We start from the raw sequence: 16,608 nt of genomic DNA on the forward strand, positions 1-16,608 counted from the left end.
CCCCTCGACTCACCGAACCTCGACCGCCATCCTCAGATGATCGCCCCTTCCACCAGCGCGCGGCCCTCGGCAATGCGCTGGTAATGGAAGTCGGTCATGTCCAGCGTCCGGTAGCCGCCATGAGCGATCCATTCGGCCGTGGCGCGTCCCATCGCGGGGGATTGCTGCAGCCCGTGACCTGAAAAGCCGTTCAGGAACAGGAAGTTGCCGATCTCGGGATGTGGCCCGGTGATCGCGTTCTGGTCCAGCGTGTTGTAGTCGTATTGCCCGGCCCATTCGCTGATCACCTTGACCGCCTCGAAGGCCGGGATGCGTGTCGCAAGCGCGGGCCAGATCTTGTCCAGCCACAGGTCGTGGTCCATCGCGAAATCGTCGTGATCCACGGCCGGATCGACATCGGCATGGCCCCCCGCCATGTAGGTCCCGCCACCCACCTCACGCGCGAAAACCCCTGTCGGATCAATGACAAGCGGCAGCGGGCGGTCCAGAGGCCGGGCCGCCTGGATCACCCAGTTGAAGCGTTTGCGCGGCTCGACCGGGATCGCGATCCCCGCCATTGCAGCCACCTTCGCCCCCCGGGTGCCCGCGGCGTTCACCACCGTCCCGCAGCCGACCGTCCGCCCCGATTTCAGCCGGACGCCCGTGACCCGCGACCCCGAGACGTCAAGGCCGACCACCTCGTCCGCCACATAGTCCACCCCCGCCTCACGGGCCTTGCGGCGGAACCAGTCGAAGACGGTCGAGCCGTCGAAATACCCCTCGTCCCGGGTGTTCAGGCTGCCCAGCACCAGGTCGTCGACCGTCATGAAGGGGAACTCCGCCGCGATCTGCTCGGGCGTCAAAAGCCGTGTCCCCGCGCCCGCCGCCGCCTGGACCTTCTGGTTGGCGCGCAAAACGTCCGCGAATCCGCCGTCATCGGCCAGATAAAGATAACCGAAGTTCTGGATCTTCAGCTCTGGCACCCGGTCGTCCCCGCCCATCCGCGCCCGCAGCGACTGCACGAAATCGGCCCCAAACTGCGAGATGCCGATGTTCAGCTCGGTCGAGAATTGCTGGCGGATGCAGGAAAAGCTTAGCGTCGTCGCGGCCTTCTCGTAGGACGGATCGCGCTCGATCACGAGGACCCGGCCGGTGAAGCCCAGCTGCGTCAGCCACCAGGCCGTCGACGACCCCATGATTGCCCCGCCGATGATCACAACGTCATAGCGGTCGTGTGTTGGTTCCGTCTGAAATCCCAGCATTTCCGTCCTGCCCGAAGCACCCGCCCGACGATGTAGCGCAGCTTTCCAGCGGGGTAAATGAAGGCCCTGGGCTTAGCCGTAGGGCGGAGGCACATCGACCGAGGGAAGCCAGGGCTTGATATCCAGCAGCGGCGTGCCGTCGAAAGCATCCAGCGCGTCGAAGGTCAGAAGGCCCGCCGTCCGGTCGATTTCCAGCAAGCGGACCACACCCATCGCGATGGGGTTGGGGCGGGCCGGCGCACGCAGCGCGAAGACCCCGGTCGGGCCGTCGCGATGGGGCGGGTTCAAGACGATCATGTCGCGCCGCGCCCGACCGGTCCAGTAGAGCAGGATGACCGGCTGGCCCCGCTCCAGCCCCAGAAGCCCGGGGCGGAACGGCAGGTCGATCTCGGCCTGAAATGCCCCACCCGCCTCGCGCGCTTCGCGCAGGTTCTTCGGGCAGTTGCCCTGCGACCAGGGGCTGCGCAGCCGCCCGATGAAGCGCAACTGCGCGTCGGCTGCGATCCGGGCGGGGTCAAAGCTTAGCGCGACCTCGCCAGGACGCACGGTTTTCCCGTTGGAAGCCTCGGTCATGCAGGGGGCCTCCGGCCGCTGGCGTCGCAGGATGCTGCTGCGCCGAAGGCCCCGATGCAAGATCAGTCGTGAGCCGCGCCGTGGTCCATTGTCGAGTGGTCCATCTCGCCTGCCGCCATCGGCGGGTCGATCATGAACTCGATCTCGATCCGGCCCGCCTTCTCGAAGATCAGCGTGGCCTTGTGCATCTCGCCCTCGGTCAGGGGTCCCGTCAGGCCCATGAACATGACGTGATACCCGCCCCGCTCCAGGCTGACAGTCCCGCCAGCCGGGATCTCCAGCGCCTCGACATGGGCCATCGTGCCGACGCCGTCCGCGTCGACCTTGCTTTCGTGGACCTCGGACTTGGCCGCGATGGCGGATTCCACCCCGATCAGCCGGTCGGCCTCGGCGCCGTTGTTGACGATGGCCATGTAGCCGCCAGCCGTCTGCGCGCTGGCCGCAGGCTGGGGGATATGGGGATGGATGATCTGCAGGTCACCCGCGACAATCTCGTGCGCAAGGGCGGGGGCGGCAAGGAACAGGGCGGTGGCAAGCACAAACAGTCGTTTCATCGGTAGGTCCTTTCGGGACACGCAAGGGTTGGGAATGGCCCGCCGCACCGGGCAAGCCAAGGCTGTCGGAGATGTCTGCTGCGCTGCCCCGCTGGACAGGCGGCAACGATCAGCCGACCGGCGGTCCCTGCGGTGCCCGCGACAGGTCCAGGACCCTCGCGGCCCTTGCGTTCTCGCGTGGGGCGGTCACCTCGGCCAGCAGCAGCAGCGCGGCGGGACGGACCGGTCCCGCAAGCGACGGCAGGTCCCCACCGCCCGCAATCTGGCAGGCCTGGCACAACGGATCGGCGTGGCGTCGGCCATCACCCGCCGCGCCGCAGATGTCCGCGACCGAGGCCCCAGCCGCAAGCATCACCGCGACGGTCTGATCATCGGCGTCGGGCATGCGATGGGCGAACCCGGACGCGACCAGCGGCAGGGTGAGAAGGGCCAGAAGCACAATCCGGCGAATTTGCGTGACGAAGGCCAGCATGGTCTTCGGATTAGGCCGGACTGCCGCGCGGGTCAATCGGGCAAAGCGGCGCAGGTGGCTTGCCTTGGCCGGGCATCAGGGAAAGAGTGGGCCAGCAACCCAAATCACCCGGATCGCCAAAATGCCCGACCTCGTCCCCGTCTTTGACGGCCACAACGACATCGTCCTGAAGATCGCCGCCGCCGGCGCGAACCGCGAGCACCTCTGGCTGAAAGGCGAAGGCGCCGGGCATCTGGACCTGCCGCGGATGCTGTCGTCGGGCTTCGCGGGCGGGTTCTTTGCCGTGTACATCCCTTCGCCCGAAACCGCTGACGTGGCCTCGTACCACGATCTGATGGACAACCCGCCCTACGACGTGCCGCTTCCGGCGCTGATCGACCACGGCTCGGCCCAGCCCGTCGCGGTCGAGATGCTGGGGCATCTCATGTGGATGGAGCGTGCCTCTGGCGGCCGCTTCCGCTGGTGCCGGTCGGTCGCCGATATCCGCGCCGCGATGGCTGCCGGTGCGGTCGCGGGCGTCCTGCACTTCGAAGGCGCCGAGCCGATCGGCCCGAACCTTGATGCGCTGCACCTTTTCCACGCGATGGGCCTGCGCTCGCTTGGCCCGGTCTGGAGCCGCCCGACCATCTTCGGCCACGGCGTGCCGTTCCGCTTCCCCTCGACCGGGGACACCGGGCCGGGGCTGACCGACCTTGGCAAAGCCCTGGTCCGCGAATGCAACGCGTTGCGGATCATGCTTGACCTGTCCCACCTGAACGAGGCCGGGTTCTGGGACGTGGCCAAACTCTCTGACGCGCCGCTTGTCGCGACCCATTCCAACGCCCATGCCGTGACCCCGTCCAGCCGCAACCTGTCGGACCGCCAGCTGCGCGCCATCGGCGAGACGGGCGGCATGGTGGGCCTGAACTTCGCCACCTGCTTCCTGCGCCCCGATGGCCGCGAGAGCGCCGAGATGACGCTTGACCCGGTCATGCACCACATCGAACACCTGCTGAAGCTGGCCGGCGAAGATCACGTCGGCCTGGGGTCCGACTACGACGGGGCGACGACGCCGCGCGACATCGGCGGGGTCGACGGCCTGCCGGTCCTGATCGCCGCCATGCGCCAGATGGGCCTGGGCGAGCCGCTGATCCGGAAGATCGCGCATGGCAACTGGCTACGGCTTCTCGAACGCACCTGGGGCGCCTGACCGGGCCGCTCGTCGATGACTTCGTCACTCCTCGCTGGGGTCCGCTCCGACGAGAAGCCGAAGGCGCACGAGGAGGTTAGCCCGCAAGTGCCCCGCGCAGCCCCTGCGCCAGGTCGGTGAAGCGGTCGGAGAGCGGGTTTGACCGCCGCCAGACCAGGCCGATGGTCCGGCTGGGGCGCGGCTCGGCCAGGCGGTGCAGCGCGACCGGGGCCGCGCGCCCCTCGACCGCTGCCGCCATCTCGGGGATCAAAGTCACCCCGATCCCGGCCCCGACCATCTGCACCAGCGTGCCCAGGGACGAACCCTCCATGATATCGCCGGTCAGCCCCGGCGACAGCTTGCAGACCGCAATCGCCTGATCCCGGAAGCAATGCCCCTCCTCCAGCAGCAGAAGCTGCATCTCGCGCAGCTCTTCCAGCGCGGGGACCGGGTGATCCGACGCGGTTGCAGCCCGGACCAGCAGGAATTCTTCGTCCAGCAGCGGGTGTTCCACCAGGGACGGCTCTGACACCGGCAGAGCCAGCAGCGCCAGGTCAAGCCGCCCCTCGCCCAGGTCGCGCAGAAGCTTCGGAGTGACCGCCTCACGCGGGCGAAGTTCCAGGCCCGGAAACCGTGCGCCGAGTTCGCGCATCAGACGCGGCAGAAGATAGGGCGCCACCGTCGGGATCACCCCCAGCCGCAGCCGCCCCGACAACGGCCCCGTCGAGGCCCGCGCCAGGGCCCCCAACTCGTCCACCGCCCGCAGCACATCCCGCGCCCGCAGCGCGAAGTCCTCGCCCAGGCCGGTCAGGCTGATCTGCCGCGCCCCACGTTCGACCAGCGGTGCACCCAGGATATCCTCCAGCTCTTTCACCTGCAGGGACAGCGCCGGTTGCGAGATCGCCGAGGCCTCCGCCGCCCGCCCGAAATGACGGTGCCGGGCCAGCGCGTCGAAATAGCGCAGGTGCTTGATGGTAAGCTTTGTCATAGGCTGTACATATCGCGGTGATAGGAAAATGAAAATTCCTATTATCGTTCAACGGTGGTAGCGATAGATCACGCTATGACGCAGCCGAGTCGCCCTCCGGTTCCGGGACCGGGCGCTTGGTTTGTTTTTTGACAGCCAGTTCAGGGAGAACAAGATGGACGGCAATGACGTTGGACGCACGGGCAAATGCCCGGTGATGCACGGCGCGATCACCACGACCACGCAGACGGTCACGGACTGGTGGCCGAAGACGCTGAACCTGGATATCCTGCACCAGCATGACACCAAGGTGAACCCGCTGACCGGCTTCAATTACACCGAAGAGGTGAAGAAGCTGGATTTCGAGGGCCTGAAGCGTGACCTGACCGCCCTGATGACCGACAGCCAGGACTGGTGGCCCGCCGACTGGGGTCACTACGGCGGCCTCTTCATCCGCATGTCCTGGCACGCCGCCGGGACCTACCGCATGGCCGACGGCCGCGGCGGGGCGGGCACCGGCAACCACCGCTTTGCCCCCCTGAACTCCTGGCCCGACAACGCCAACCTGGACAAGGCCCGGCGGCTGCTGTGGCCGATCAAGAAGAAGTACGGCAATCGTCTGTCCTGGGCCGACCTGATGGTCCTGGCCGGGACCGTGGCCTACGAATCCATGGGCCTGAAAACCTTCGGTTTCGGCTTTGGGCGCGAGGATATCTGGGCACCCGAGAAGGACGTCTATTGGGGGTCCGAGAAAGAGTGGTTGAAGGACGAACGCTATCCGACGAAGGAAGACCGATCTTCCCTGGAAAACCCGCTGGCCGCCGTGGTCATGGGCCTGATCTACGTGAACCCGCAGGGCGTGGACGGCGTTCCTGATCCGCTGCGCACCGCGATGGACGTGCGCGAGACTTTCGCCCGCATGGCGATGGATGATGAGGAAACCGTCGCCCTCACCGCCGGCGGTCACACTGTCGGCAAGGCGCATGGCAACAACGACGCCGCCCGCATCGGCGCGGAACCCGAAGGGGCTGCCATCGAAGAGGGTGGCCTGGGCTGGATGGTCCACTCGGCCCGGTCCGTCGGCCGCGACACCATCACCTCGGGACTTGAAGGCGCCTGGACGACCCACCCGACGAAGTGGGACAGCGGCTATTTCCACCTGCTCCTGAAGTACGACTGGGAACTGGTGAAATCCCCCGCCGGGGCCTTCCAGTGGCAGCCGATCAACATCGACCCGGCCGACATGCCGGTGGACGTGGAAGACCCAACCATCCGCCGCATGCCGATGATGACCGACGCCGACATGGCGATGAAGATGGACCCGGCCTACCGCGCGATCAGTGAGCGGTTCGCCAAGGATCAGGCCGCGTTCTCGGACGCCTTCGCCCGCGCCTGGTTCAAGCTCACGCACCGCGACATGGGGCCGAAGGTCCGCTACCAGGGGCCCTGGGTCCCGCAGGAAGACCTGATCTGGCAGGACCCCGTCCCGACCGGCTCCACGGCCTGGAACGTGGACGCGGTGAAGGCCAAGATCGCCGCTTCGGGTCTGTCGGTCAGCGACATGGTCACCACCGCCTGGGACAGTGCCCGCACCTTCCGCGGTTCGGACAACCGGGGCGGTGCGAACGGTGCCCGCATCCGTCTGGCTCCGCAGAAGGACTGGGAGGGCAACGAACCTGCCCGCCTGGCGCGCGTCCTGTCGGTGCTGGACCCCATCGCCAAAGAGGCCGGGGCCTCGCTGGCCGACGTGATCGTGCTGGCCGGGAACGTCGGCGTCGAACATGCGGCCAAGGCCGCTGGCGTTGACGTCACCGTCCCCTTCCACGCAGGCCGCGGCGACGCGACCGATGCAGAGACGGATGCCGACAGCTTCAGCGTGCTGGAGCCTTTGGCCGATGGCTTCCGCAACTGGATGAAGAAGGACTATGCCGTCTCGGCCGAGGAACTGCTTCTTGACCGTGCGCAACTCATGGGCCTGACCGCGCATGAGATGACCTGCCTGATCGGCGGGATGCGGGTGATTGGTACCAACCACGGCGGCACGGCACATGGGCAGTTCACCGACCGTCTGGGCGCGCTGACCACCGACTTCTTCGCCGGCCTGACGGACATGGGTTACAAGTGGGTGCCGAAGGGCAACAACTTGTACGAACTGACCGACCGCAAGACCGGTGCCGTGAAGTGGACGGCGACGCGGGCGGACCTGGTGTTCGGCTCGAACTCGATCCTGCGCGCCTATGCCGAGGTCTATGCCCAGGACGACAACCGCGAGAAGTTCGTCTGCGACTTCGTCTCGGCCTGGGTCAAGGTGATGGAAGCCGACCGTTTCGACCTGCGCGCCTGATCCGCGCACCGGCTTGGATGACGCGGCCCGGACCCATGCGGTTCGGGCCGTTTCTACATCCGCCGCCCCATCCGCCGCCCACCGACGCCACGGCGGAAATTTATTTGCGCGCGCATGGAACCGACCGGCGCACGTCCGCGTTATTCCGCCAAGCGGTGCCAGGCCAATGGCACCCAGGGGGAATTCGGGGGATGAGGGAATTGGGGGGAATGAATGACGGGGGATGATCGTTCGAGCAGGGGTCTTTCGACCGAGGAAGACCTTCGCGCCCTGTACGAGTTCACCGACGCAATCTACCACGCCCGGTCTGCCGATGACATCTACAGCTCGGCGCTGGATGTCATTACCCGCACTTTGCACTGCGACAGGGCGTCGATCCTCCTCTTCGACGACGCGGGCGCCATGCAGTTCGTCGCCTGGCGTGGCCTTTCCGACCAGTATCGCACCGCACTTGCCGGCCACACGCCGTGGAAGCCGGGCGACCGGGACCCTCCACCGATCTTCGTCGAGAACATCGCCGAAAGCGACGAACCCGACTGGATAAAGCAGGGGATCACGGCCGAGGGGATCGTCAGCCTGGGCTTCGTGCCGATCACCCAGGAAGGCCGCGTCATCGGCAAGTTCATGACCTACTACAGCAGCCGACAGAGCATCCAGCCCCAGTCGCAGACGCTGGCCGTCACCATCGCCCGGCAGCTTGGGTTCAGCATTGGCCGGACCCGCGCCGAGGCCGCGCGCGAGACCGCGCTGTCCGACCTGGTTCACTCCGAGGCCCGCTTCCGCCAGATGACCGAAGAGGCCCCGATCATGATCTGGATGAGCGATCCGACCGGGCACTGCGAACAGCTCAACAAGCGTGCGCGGGACTTCTGGGGCGTGGCCGACGACGGGCTGGACCAGTTCGACTATTCGGCCACCATCCATCCCGACGACTTCGACCACATCCTGTCGCAGATGGCCGAGGCCATCACGCAGAACCGCCCCGTCACCCTGCGCGGCCGTTATGCCAACGTCTCGGGCGACTGGCGCGTCCTGCAGACCGAAGCGCGGCCCAGATATGCCTGCGACGGGCGCTTTCTTGGCATGATTGGCGTCAACGTCGACATCACCGAACAGGAAAGCAGCGCCCGGCAACGTGAACTGATGCTGGCCGAACTGAACCACCGCGTGAAGAACACCCTTGCCGTCGTGCAGGCCATTGCGCACCAGACCTTCAGGTCCGAGGGCAGCTCTCCGGCGGTGAATACCTTCCTCGGGCGGCTTGGTGTGCTGGCCAAGGCACATGACATCCTGTCGGGCGTGAACTGGGAAGCCACGCCGATGCACGAACTGGCGCGGGAAGTGCTGGGCGGACTTTCGGCCAACAAGACCCGGATCGTCACCGACGGCCCGCCGTTTCTGCTCAAGCCGAAGCAGGCCCTGGCCATTGCGCTTGCGCTGCACGAGCTGCAGACCAACGCGATGAAATACGGCGCGCTGTCGGTCGACCAGGGAACGGTCGTGCTGCAATGGCGACTTCCCTCCAGCCGAAGTCTTGAAATCCTCTGGCAGGAACGTGGCGGCCCGCCCGTCATCCCCCCCTCGCGCCGGGGGTTCGGGACGCTTATGCTGGAGCAGGGTCTGGCAGCCGAGCTGAACGGCACCGCCAGGCTGGATTTTCAACCGGACGGCCTGCAGTGCCGCATCGAAGCCGTGATCGAAGGGGTGAATGGATGAGCGTTCTGTCAGGCCGCCGGGTTCTTGTCGTGGAAGACGAATTCCTGATTGCCGCAGCCCTGTGCGACATGCTGCAGGACAGTGGCGCCGTCGTCGTGGGTCCGGCCGCGACCGTGGACCAGGCGATGCAGCTGTTGCAGGAAAGCCCTGTCGACGCCGCGCTTCTGGACATGAACCTGAACGGCCAGTGGAGCGATCCGGTCGCCGAGGACCTGCAGCAGCGACGCACCCCGTTCGTCTTTACCACCGGTTACGGGGCGAACGCGCGGGCCGACAGGTTCGGGGTGCGGACCGTGTCCAAGCCCTATTCCTGGGAAGAGATCGAGCAGCAGCTGGCGCTCTCGATGGACGAAGCATCGCTTCCGCAGAAATGACCGGGGCGCGCCCGAGGGCCGCTTAACCAAAGCAGCGCAGCAGGTCGCCGGACTGTGCTGGTACCCGCGGCCGGGCTCGAACCGGCACGGCCTTGCGGCCAAGGGATTTTAAGTCCCCAGTGTCTACCATTTCACCACGCGGGCAGCCGGGCGGACCTTAGCCTTTGCCATGCGCGGGGAAAAGCCCGCTCCTTGCCATGACCCGGCCTTGCAGACTAGCCTGCCCCGCAGCCGACGGAGGTCCGATGCGCAGCTCGCCCCAGACCCTGCCCCGCAGCCAGGACGTGGTGACCGCCGCGCTCGCCCATCTTGCCCGGATCGTGCTGGACAAGGGCCGCTTCATCTATGCGCACGACGCATACGACATCGCCGCCGTGCATGAGGGCTACAACCTTCTGCGCCATTGCGGGACCCTGTGGTTCATGGCCCGCGCAACGAACCAGCTGCCCGGTCGGCCCGACCCCGATCTTCTGGAGGCCATCATCCGGGCGACGGGCTATCTTGGACGCAAGCTCGCCCCGCCGCTCTGGGCTGCGCCCGACCGGCCCAGCCTTGGCCTGGTCGGCAATGGCGCGGTCAAGCTGGGCGGGCTTGGCCTTGGCCTTCTGGCCCTGACCGAGGTTGCCGCCCTTCCCGCGCTGGCCCTTCCGCCCAAGGCCCTGCCCCATCCCCTGCCCGCAACCTTGTCCCGGATGCGCACCTATGCCCTGGACGAGATCGACGGCGACGACTTCCGCCACAAGCGCGACTTCCAGACCGGAGAGGTCCTTGGCTTTCGGTCCGACTACTATACTGGCGAGGCGATCTTCGGACTTCTGATGTCAGGCCCTGCCACCGGTGATCTGATCCGCGTCACCACCGGACTGATGCGGCAGGGCTATGGCTTTGCCCAGCAAAGTCACTGGATGGCCTATGCCGCCTGCGAAGCCGTCGCACGCGGCGTGGTGCCCGAGGCGTTGGGTTCGGCCTATCTGACCGGGCTGATGGAGGCGATCCTGGGCGACACCCACTACCGCGCCCGCCGCCAATCCACCCCCATCGCCTGCCGGACCGAGGCGCTGACCCGCGTCCTCCTCCTTGCCCGAGACCACCCCGGCCTTCTGTCCCCCGACCTGCTGACCCGCATCCACACCCATGCGGCCGACAATCTGGCCCTGCAGCTGGACTGGTATGCCGACGGCCAGTTCTGGAAGGGCGACGACGCGCGGAAGGTGCAGATCGACTACATCCAGCACAATGCCACCGCCTTCCTGCACTGGGGACTGCTGGGGGAGGGCTGACCTCTCGCAACAGTTCCTTGTGCACTCCGTGCACGCGTCGCAGGACCCAGCGAGGAGTGCATGAAATGCTCGGCGAGCGCCCCCTCAGCCAGCCCCCGCCAGCAACCGGCTGACCAGTTCAAAGCTGTTCCGGACCCCCATCTTGCGGATCATGTTCGCCCGGTGCACCTCGACCGTACGGGGGGATGACCCCACCGCCAGCGCGATTTCCTTCGAGGTGAACCCGTTCACCAGATAGCGCGCGATCCGCCTCTCTGTCGGGGTCAGCGCGCCCGCCGGTCCCTCGGCCTCCAACGGCCGGTAGGTCCAGACCGCCAGCCGTTGCGGGTCCTCGCGGTCCAGCGCGGTGCCATGCCCCTCCATCCACAGGACCTGCCCATCCTTGCGGCGCATGAAGCGTTCGTCGCGGTAGACCCCCGCCCCCTGCATCGCCTTGCGCGCTCGTTCGCCGATCAGCTCGTAATCCGTCTGACCGGGATAGAGCATCCGGATCGACTGCCCCTCCAGCTCGCGCGGGGTCCAGCCGAACACCGCCTCGACCCGCAGGCTGGCCCGCAGGATCACCCGGTCGCCCAGGATCAGCGTCGCATCCGGTGCGTGCTGGAACGCGAGCCGTTCATAGTCGCGCATTACCGCCCCTCTACGTAGCCATATACGTATTCTTACGGATGGCAGCCCCCCGCGCAATCTTTCAGGATCACCGCAGTCCGATGTTCCGTGACTGGAACCGGGAGGAGATCACCGATGAACAAAGTCTACCCAAGCCCCGCTGCGGCCCTCGACGGGCTTCTGCACGATGGCATGCTGATCGCCTCCGGGGGCTTCGGCCTTTGTGGCATCCCCGAACTGCTGATCGCCGCCATCCGTGACGCGGGCACCAAGGACCTGACCGTCGCCTCGAACAACGCAGGCGTCGACGGCTTTGGTCTTGGCGTCCTTCTGGAAACCCGGCAGGTCAAGAAGATGATCTCGTCCTACGTCGGCGAGAACGCCGAATTCATGCGCCAGTATCTGTCCGGCGAGTTGGAGCTGGAGTTCAACCCGCAAGGCACGCTGGCCGAACGGATGCGGGCAGGCGGCGCGGGCATTCCCGGTTTCTACACCGCGACCGGCGTCGGCACGGTGATCGCCGAGGGCAAGGAACACCACGATTTCGACGGCCGCACTTACATCCTGGAACGCGGGATCGTCGCTGACCTTGCCATCGTGAAAGCCTGGAAGGCGGACCCGTCCGGGAACCTCGTCTTCCGCAAGACCGCCCGCAACTTCAACGTCCCCGCCGCCACCTGCGGCAAGACCTGCGTCGTCGAGGTCGAGGAAATCGTCCCGCTGGGCAGCCTTGACCCCGATACGATCCACCTGCCGGGGATCTACGTCCACCGCATCGTGACCGGCCGCCATGAAAAACGCATCGAACAGCGGACTGTCCGCAAGCGGGAGAACGCATGATGAGCGACGCAAAAGGCTGGGACCGCAACGGCATGGCCGCCCGCGCCGCGCAGGAGTTGCAGGACGGGACCTATGTAAACCTCGGCATCGGGATTCCGACGCTGGTGTCGAACTACATCCCCAAGGGGGTCAGCGTCACTCTGCAGTCTGAAAACGGAATGTTGGGCATGGGTCCCTTCCCGTTCGAGGGCGAGGAAGACCCCGACCTGATCAACGCCGGGAAACAGACCATCACCGAACTGCCTCAGACTGCCTATTTTGACTCGGCCCAAAGCTTCGCGATGATCCGCGGCGGCAAGATCGCGATGGCGATCCTTGGCGCAATGGAAGTGGCCGAGAATGGCGATCTGGCGAACTGGATGATCCCCGGCAAGCTGGTCAAGGGTATGGGCGGGGCGATGGACTTGGTGGCGGGCGTCGGCCGCGTCGTCGTCGTGATGGACCACACCTCGAAGCACGGCGAATCCAAGGTGCTGAAGGCTTGCACCTTGCCGCTGACCGGCAAGGCCGTGGTGAACCGGATCATCACCAACCTTTGCGTGCTGGACGTGGTCCCCGGCGGTCTCAAGCTGGTGGAATGCGCCCCCGGCGTGACCGAGGCCGACGTGCGCGCCGCGACCGAGGCCACCCTTGTCTGACCACCTCGTCACCCGCGAACACGGGGCGACCAAGGGTCGCTTCGTGATCCGGCGCGGCGGGGAAGAGGCAGAGCTGACCTATTCGATCACCACCCCGACCCTGATCATCGCCGACCACACCGGCGTCCCGGATAGCTTTCGGGGCACCGGGGCGGGCCTGGCTCTGGTGGAAGCCCTCGTGGCGGCGGCGCGAAAGGACGGCTTCAAGGTCGTCCCCCTTTGCCCCTTCGTGAACGCCACGCGGCTGAAGCACCCCGACTGGGCCGACGTCTTCGTCTGAAACCCGGCGCCTATAGTCCAGCGATGTCCGTCCGGAAGACGCACGGATCGGTCACCAGCATCGGCGGGCTGACGCAAAGCCCCTGCGCCACCTGCCAGGCGGCCAGCACCTTCGGCACATAATCCCGCGTCTCGGCATAGGGTGGCACGCCGCCGTTGTTGCGCACCGCGCCCTCGCCCGCGTTGTAGGCGGCCAGCACCAGGACCGGATCGTTGTCGAACTCCTCCAGGAGCCAGTCCAGATAGGCGACGCCGCCCTTGATGTTCTGGATCGGGTCGGTCGAGTCGCTGACCCCGAACCGCTCCGCCGTCGCCGGGATCAGCTGCATCAGCCCCACCGCCCCGGCATGACTGACCGCATCCGACTGCCCCGCGCTTTCGATCCCGATCACCGCCAGCACCAGCGCGGGCGAGACATTGGTGTCCAGCGTCGCGCGCAGGATGTCCTTGCCATAGGCGTCCGCCATATCCTGCATCGTCTGCAGCCGCGGCGCGCGGACCGAGGCCCCATCCGGCCCTTGCGACAACGAGGCCATCGCGATGTCGAACCGGTCCGAGGCGCCGCCGATCCCGGCCGGGACCTGTTCCCAGAACCAGGCGTAAGAGGACGAAGGCCCCGGGCCGGGTTCGGTCATCGGGCCCTCATCGGGCTTTTCCACCGCCTTCGGCTCCTCCAGCCCGTGATCCGGGTTCGGATCGACCTTCGGCAAGGCGGCAAGGTAGCGGGCCTGTTCCTCGGGGTCGATCTGCACGGTGATCCGTTTGCCCGGCAGGCCTTCCCCGACCTTCACCCGCTTGAAGCTGGTTTCGGCGAAAGACGCCTGGGGAAGGGCCGCGCAGAGAATCGCTGCGGTCCATGTGGTCTTGCTGATCATGTCGGGGCCTGCTCGCCTCGTTGTTTTGCAGCAAGATTCGCAGGTTCGCATCGCCCCAGCCAGCACTTTCGCGGGGCAATCATGGCATTTCCGCCAGAATTGACCGAAAAACCACGGCCTAGCATGGAAGCGTGAACAGATTCCTAAAATTTGTTTCCTTGAATTTCATAGGCTTGGCCAAGTCTCGGCAGATTTTCCGATGCGGCCGAAAATCTCCAGATGTCGTCCAAACTGCTGCCACGTTTGGGGGGCTATATGTGTTCATACCGAACGACGAAGGCGCAGCGAAGGCCAGATCGAAGCGGTTGAGTTAAAGATGAGCACCTTAGAAAGGGACAAGACCATGACCAATTTCTCCGCTTTCCTGAAAGACGAAGCCGGCGCCGTGACCGTTGACTGGGTGGTCCTGACCGCCGCTGTCGTGGGCCTCGGCCTCCTGATCTTCAACTGGGTCCGCCCGGCTGTTTCGAACCTGGCTGAATCGATCAACGCCGAGCTGGCCGAAGCTCAGGCTTGCATGGAAAGCGACGGCGTTACCTGCTAATAATCGCCGCAGGATATCCTACTCTGGCCGCGCTTCGAAAGAAGCGCGGCCAGTTGCGTTTCCGGGGGGGCACCGCCTGGTCCCGCGGCCTTGCTTCCGGGGCCCGGGATCGCCTTGCAGCGCCTGGATACTGCCGTACCCGACGCACCCTAACGCCATACCCATTTTTCGCCTTATAGTTGCTGAGCCCAGATCCTCCTGCACCAACATCTCCATTCGATTCTATTTTATTTCAATGGTTTACCTGTTTCCTGGACCCTTCTGCGTTCGGCGCAGAAATAACCAAACCAGTCCCAACTCCTGCCATGATTGTCGGGCCATATGGGTGCATACCGACCGACGAAGGCAGACGGTTCAGCCCAGATCGCACCGGTTTAGAACAGGTGAACACCTATCAAGGGACAAGATGATGACCAAGATTTCCGCTTTCCTGAAAGACGAAGCCGGTGCTGTTACTGTTGATTGGGTCGTTCTGACCGCTGCCGTCGTGGGCCTTGGCCTGCTGATCTTCAGCTGGGTGCGCCCGGCCGTTTCCAACCTCGCCGAGGCGATCAACGCCGAACTCGCCGGCGCGCAGGCCTGCATGGAACAGAACAACTCGGTTACCTGCCAGTAATTCAGGTCTCACGTTCTTCGGGCCGCGCCTTTCGCAAGGCGCGGCCTTTCCTATTCAGGGACCTCGTGTCGCAGGTTCGGGAAACAGTTCCCCCCCGGCTGCAAGATTGTAGCCCGACCTCCGTTAAACTTTCGCCGCATTCCGCAGCCAAGTTGCAGCCATCAAGGATCGCCCGTCGCGGGCGCGGATCACATGGTGCGCAAGGTTTCAGCCCCGTTCCCCGCAATCGCGACCGATCCAGCCACCGATTCGGGGCACCCCGCCTGCAAACTTGCAACGGGCGGCCCCACAACACTAGAAGCGCGGGGCGCGCGCGGGGGTCACACCCAGGGTCGCTCCCAGCAAGTAGAGGGTAGAAATGAGAGCAGTATTTGCATTGGTCCTTCTGGTCGGCATGGGGCTGGCCGGTGTGGCCGTCTACATGATTCAGGGCTACATGGCCGACCTTGAAACCGCGTTGGAGCAAGAGCGGTCGTTCAACGCCAAGGCCGGCAAGCTGGTCGAGGTCTACGTCTTCGCCAAGGCAAAGGGCTATGGCGATGCGCTTGCGGAAGGCGACGTCCAGCTGATCTACTGGCCCGAGAAATCCCTTCCGAAGGAAATCTTCCGCGAGAAGGAAAAGCTCTTCCCGGAAAACGCCGATGGCCCGCGCTACATCATGCGCTCGACCGAGGCGTTCGAGCCGGTTCTTGCCAGCCGCGTCACCGAGCCGGGAGAGCTGGCCAGCCTCACCTCCAAGCTGGAAAAGGGCAAGCGCGCCTTTGCAATCCAGGTCGGAACCGACTCGGGCGTATCGAACTTCGTGAAGCCCGACGACTTCATCGACATCCTGTGGACCGGCAACGTCCCGGGATATGAAGGGCGGATCACCCGCCAGATCGAAAGCGCCGTCCAGGTCATCGCCGTGGACAACGCGCTGAACGAGGGGCAGGTTGCCTCGGACACTGTTGCGCAGACGGTAACGGTAGCAGCGACGCCCGAGCAGGTGGCCCGTCTGGCCCAGGCGCAGGCGACGGGCGAGCTGACGCTGTCGCTGGCGATGGACGCCACCGAGACCACCGAAGGCACGATCGAGACCGACACCAAGTCCCTTCTCGGGATCGTGGAAGTCGCCCCCGAAGTGGTGGCTCCAGTGATCGAACAGAAAGTGTGCTACGCCAAGCAGCGCAGCGGCGGGGTCCTGGTCGACACCGATGTCGTGATCCCCTGCAAGGACTGAACCGACATTCTGAAAGCCTTGGGGCGCGGCCACATTATCTGGGGCCGCGCCCCTTTCATTTTTCAATCCGTTGCGACCTGTTGCAGTTTATCCACATCAACAACTTCCCCCAAAGCATTGATTATTGCAAAAAAAGCGGCACTGGGTCATTCTCCCCGGACATAAGGGCATTCAAGACCCAAACGAGGCGTGGTCGAAAGGGCAGATCACATGAACATGAAACGACTTCTGACTGCAGCGTATATTGGTGCGGCTCTCGCATCGACGGCGCTGACGCCGGTCTCTGCCGAAGTCCTGCG

18 protein-coding genes and 1 tRNA gene are annotated in these 16,608 nt (G+C 65.4%); 11 read left to right on the plus strand and 8 right to left on the minus strand.

Translation table 11 applies throughout. The features are described from left to right. Window positions 1-32 precede the first annotated feature (32 nt). From U1E69_RS04255 to U1E69_RS04270, 4 genes are all read right to left on the minus strand, one after another. The gene (locus U1E69_RS04255) at window positions 33-1,241 is read right to left on the minus strand and encodes an FAD-binding oxidoreductase (protein ID WP_322243080.1); all 1,209 of its coding nucleotides are present in this window, start codon (window positions 1,239-1,241) and stop codon (window positions 33-35) included. 72 nt (window positions 1,242-1,313) lie between these two features. Next, complete coding sequence (locus tag U1E69_RS04260; protein ID WP_322243081.1) at window positions 1,314-1,814, minus strand: SAM-dependent methyltransferase; 501 nt, start codon at window positions 1,812-1,814, stop codon at window positions 1,314-1,316. Between the two features lie 62 nt (window positions 1,815-1,876). Then, complete coding sequence (locus U1E69_RS04265) at window positions 1,877-2,368, minus strand: copper chaperone PCu(A)C (protein WP_322243083.1); 492 nt, start codon at window positions 2,366-2,368, stop codon at window positions 1,877-1,879. Between the two features lie 109 nt (window positions 2,369-2,477). Beyond that, window positions 2,478-2,840, minus strand: a complete 363-nt coding sequence (locus U1E69_RS04270) for a hypothetical protein (protein ID WP_322243084.1) — start codon at window positions 2,838-2,840, stop codon at window positions 2,478-2,480. 121 nt (window positions 2,841-2,961) lie between these two features. Here U1E69_RS04270 and U1E69_RS04275 point away from each other — a divergent pair, with 121 nt between their 5' ends. Continuing rightward, window positions 2,962-4,029 carry a dipeptidase gene (locus tag U1E69_RS04275; protein WP_322243086.1) on the plus strand — a complete coding sequence of 356 codons (1,068 nt, stop codon included), beginning with the start codon at window positions 2,962-2,964 and terminating at the stop codon, window positions 4,027-4,029. Between the two features lie 76 nt (window positions 4,030-4,105). Here the strand turns inward: U1E69_RS04275 and U1E69_RS04280 are convergent, their stop codons facing one another. Next, entirely contained in the window at window positions 4,106-4,996 is an 891-nt protein-coding gene (locus tag U1E69_RS04280) for a hydrogen peroxide-inducible genes activator (RefSeq protein WP_322243088.1), read from the minus strand. A 154-nt stretch (window positions 4,997-5,150) separates the two neighbouring features. Between U1E69_RS04280 and katG the strand changes: the two genes are divergently transcribed. From katG to U1E69_RS04295, 3 genes are all read left to right on the plus strand, one after another. Beyond that, on the plus strand, window positions 5,151-7,319 hold the full coding sequence (katG, locus tag U1E69_RS04285) for a catalase/peroxidase HPI (RefSeq protein ID WP_322243090.1): 2,169 nt from the start codon (window positions 5,151-5,153) through the stop codon (window positions 7,317-7,319). A gap of 213 nt (window positions 7,320-7,532) precedes the next feature. After that, window positions 7,533-9,035, plus strand: a complete 1,503-nt coding sequence (locus U1E69_RS04290; RefSeq protein WP_322243091.1) for a sensor histidine kinase — start codon at window positions 7,533-7,535, stop codon at window positions 9,033-9,035. After that, the gene (locus U1E69_RS04295; protein ID WP_322243092.1) at window positions 9,032-9,409 is read left to right on the plus strand and encodes a response regulator; all 378 of its coding nucleotides are present in this window, start codon (window positions 9,032-9,034) and stop codon (window positions 9,407-9,409) included. The genes U1E69_RS04290 and U1E69_RS04295 overlap by 4 nt, the downstream gene beginning before the upstream one ends. A gap of 58 nt (window positions 9,410-9,467) precedes the next feature. Here U1E69_RS04295 and U1E69_RS04300 read toward each other — a convergent pair. Continuing rightward, window positions 9,468-9,553: transfer RNA gene (locus U1E69_RS04300), tRNA-Leu, on the minus strand. 101 nt (window positions 9,554-9,654) lie between these two features. Here U1E69_RS04300 and U1E69_RS04305 point away from each other — a divergent pair. Continuing rightward, on the plus strand, window positions 9,655-10,689 hold the full coding sequence (locus U1E69_RS04305) for a hypothetical protein (protein ID WP_322243093.1): 1,035 nt from the start codon (window positions 9,655-9,657) through the stop codon (window positions 10,687-10,689). An 84-nt stretch (window positions 10,690-10,773) separates the two neighbouring features. Here U1E69_RS04305 and U1E69_RS04310 read toward each other — a convergent pair whose 3' ends face one another. Then, the gene (locus U1E69_RS04310; RefSeq protein WP_322243094.1) at window positions 10,774-11,319 is read right to left on the minus strand and encodes a LuxR C-terminal-related transcriptional regulator; all 546 of its coding nucleotides are present in this window, start codon (window positions 11,317-11,319) and stop codon (window positions 10,774-10,776) included. A 114-nt stretch (window positions 11,320-11,433) separates the two neighbouring features. Between U1E69_RS04310 and U1E69_RS04315 the strand changes: the two genes are divergently transcribed. Genes U1E69_RS04315 through U1E69_RS04325 form a run of 3 tightly spaced genes read left to right on the plus strand, consistent with a single transcriptional unit; the run spans window position 11,434 to window position 13,056 of the window. Beyond that, window positions 11,434-12,138, plus strand: a complete 705-nt coding sequence (locus tag U1E69_RS04315; protein ID WP_322243095.1) for a CoA transferase subunit A — start codon at window positions 11,434-11,436, stop codon at window positions 12,136-12,138. Next, window positions 12,135-12,776 (plus strand): 3-oxoacid CoA-transferase subunit B, encoded by a 642-nt coding sequence (locus tag U1E69_RS04320; protein WP_322243097.1) that lies wholly within the window; start codon window positions 12,135-12,137, stop codon window positions 12,774-12,776. The genes U1E69_RS04315 and U1E69_RS04320 overlap by 4 nt, the downstream gene beginning before the upstream one ends. Further along, the gene (locus U1E69_RS04325; RefSeq protein WP_322243098.1) at window positions 12,769-13,056 is read left to right on the plus strand and encodes a GNAT family N-acetyltransferase; all 288 of its coding nucleotides are present in this window, start codon (window positions 12,769-12,771) and stop codon (window positions 13,054-13,056) included. Before U1E69_RS04320 ends, U1E69_RS04325 begins: the two co-directional genes overlap by 8 nt. Before the next feature lie 10 nt (window positions 13,057-13,066). Here the strand turns inward: U1E69_RS04325 and U1E69_RS04330 are convergent, their stop codons facing one another. Next, window positions 13,067-13,930 (minus strand): lytic transglycosylase domain-containing protein, encoded by an 864-nt coding sequence (locus U1E69_RS04330; protein WP_322243100.1) that lies wholly within the window; start codon window positions 13,928-13,930, stop codon window positions 13,067-13,069. A gap of 343 nt (window positions 13,931-14,273) precedes the next feature. On the opposite strand from U1E69_RS04330, the gene U1E69_RS04335 reads away from it, so the two are divergent. The 3 genes from U1E69_RS04335 (at window position 14,274) to cpaB (ending at window position 16,309) form a co-directional block, all read left to right on the plus strand. Further along, entirely contained in the window at window positions 14,274-14,474 is a 201-nt protein-coding gene (locus U1E69_RS04335) for a hypothetical protein (protein ID WP_322243101.1), read from the plus strand. Window positions 14,475-14,883: 409 nt separating this feature from the next. After that, window positions 14,884-15,090 (plus strand): hypothetical protein, encoded by a 207-nt coding sequence (locus tag U1E69_RS04340; RefSeq protein WP_322243103.1) that lies wholly within the window; start codon window positions 14,884-14,886, stop codon window positions 15,088-15,090. A 358-nt stretch (window positions 15,091-15,448) separates the two neighbouring features. After that, window positions 15,449-16,309 carry a Flp pilus assembly protein CpaB gene (cpaB, locus tag U1E69_RS04345; protein WP_322243105.1) on the plus strand — a complete coding sequence of 287 codons (861 nt, stop codon included), beginning with the start codon at window positions 15,449-15,451 and terminating at the stop codon, window positions 16,307-16,309. Window positions 16,310-16,608 lie beyond the last annotated feature (299 nt).

Origin of the sequence: Tabrizicola sp., from assembly GCF_034366665.1 — a bacterium.
GTDB lineage: Bacteria > Pseudomonadota > Alphaproteobacteria > Rhodobacterales > Rhodobacteraceae > Tabrizicola.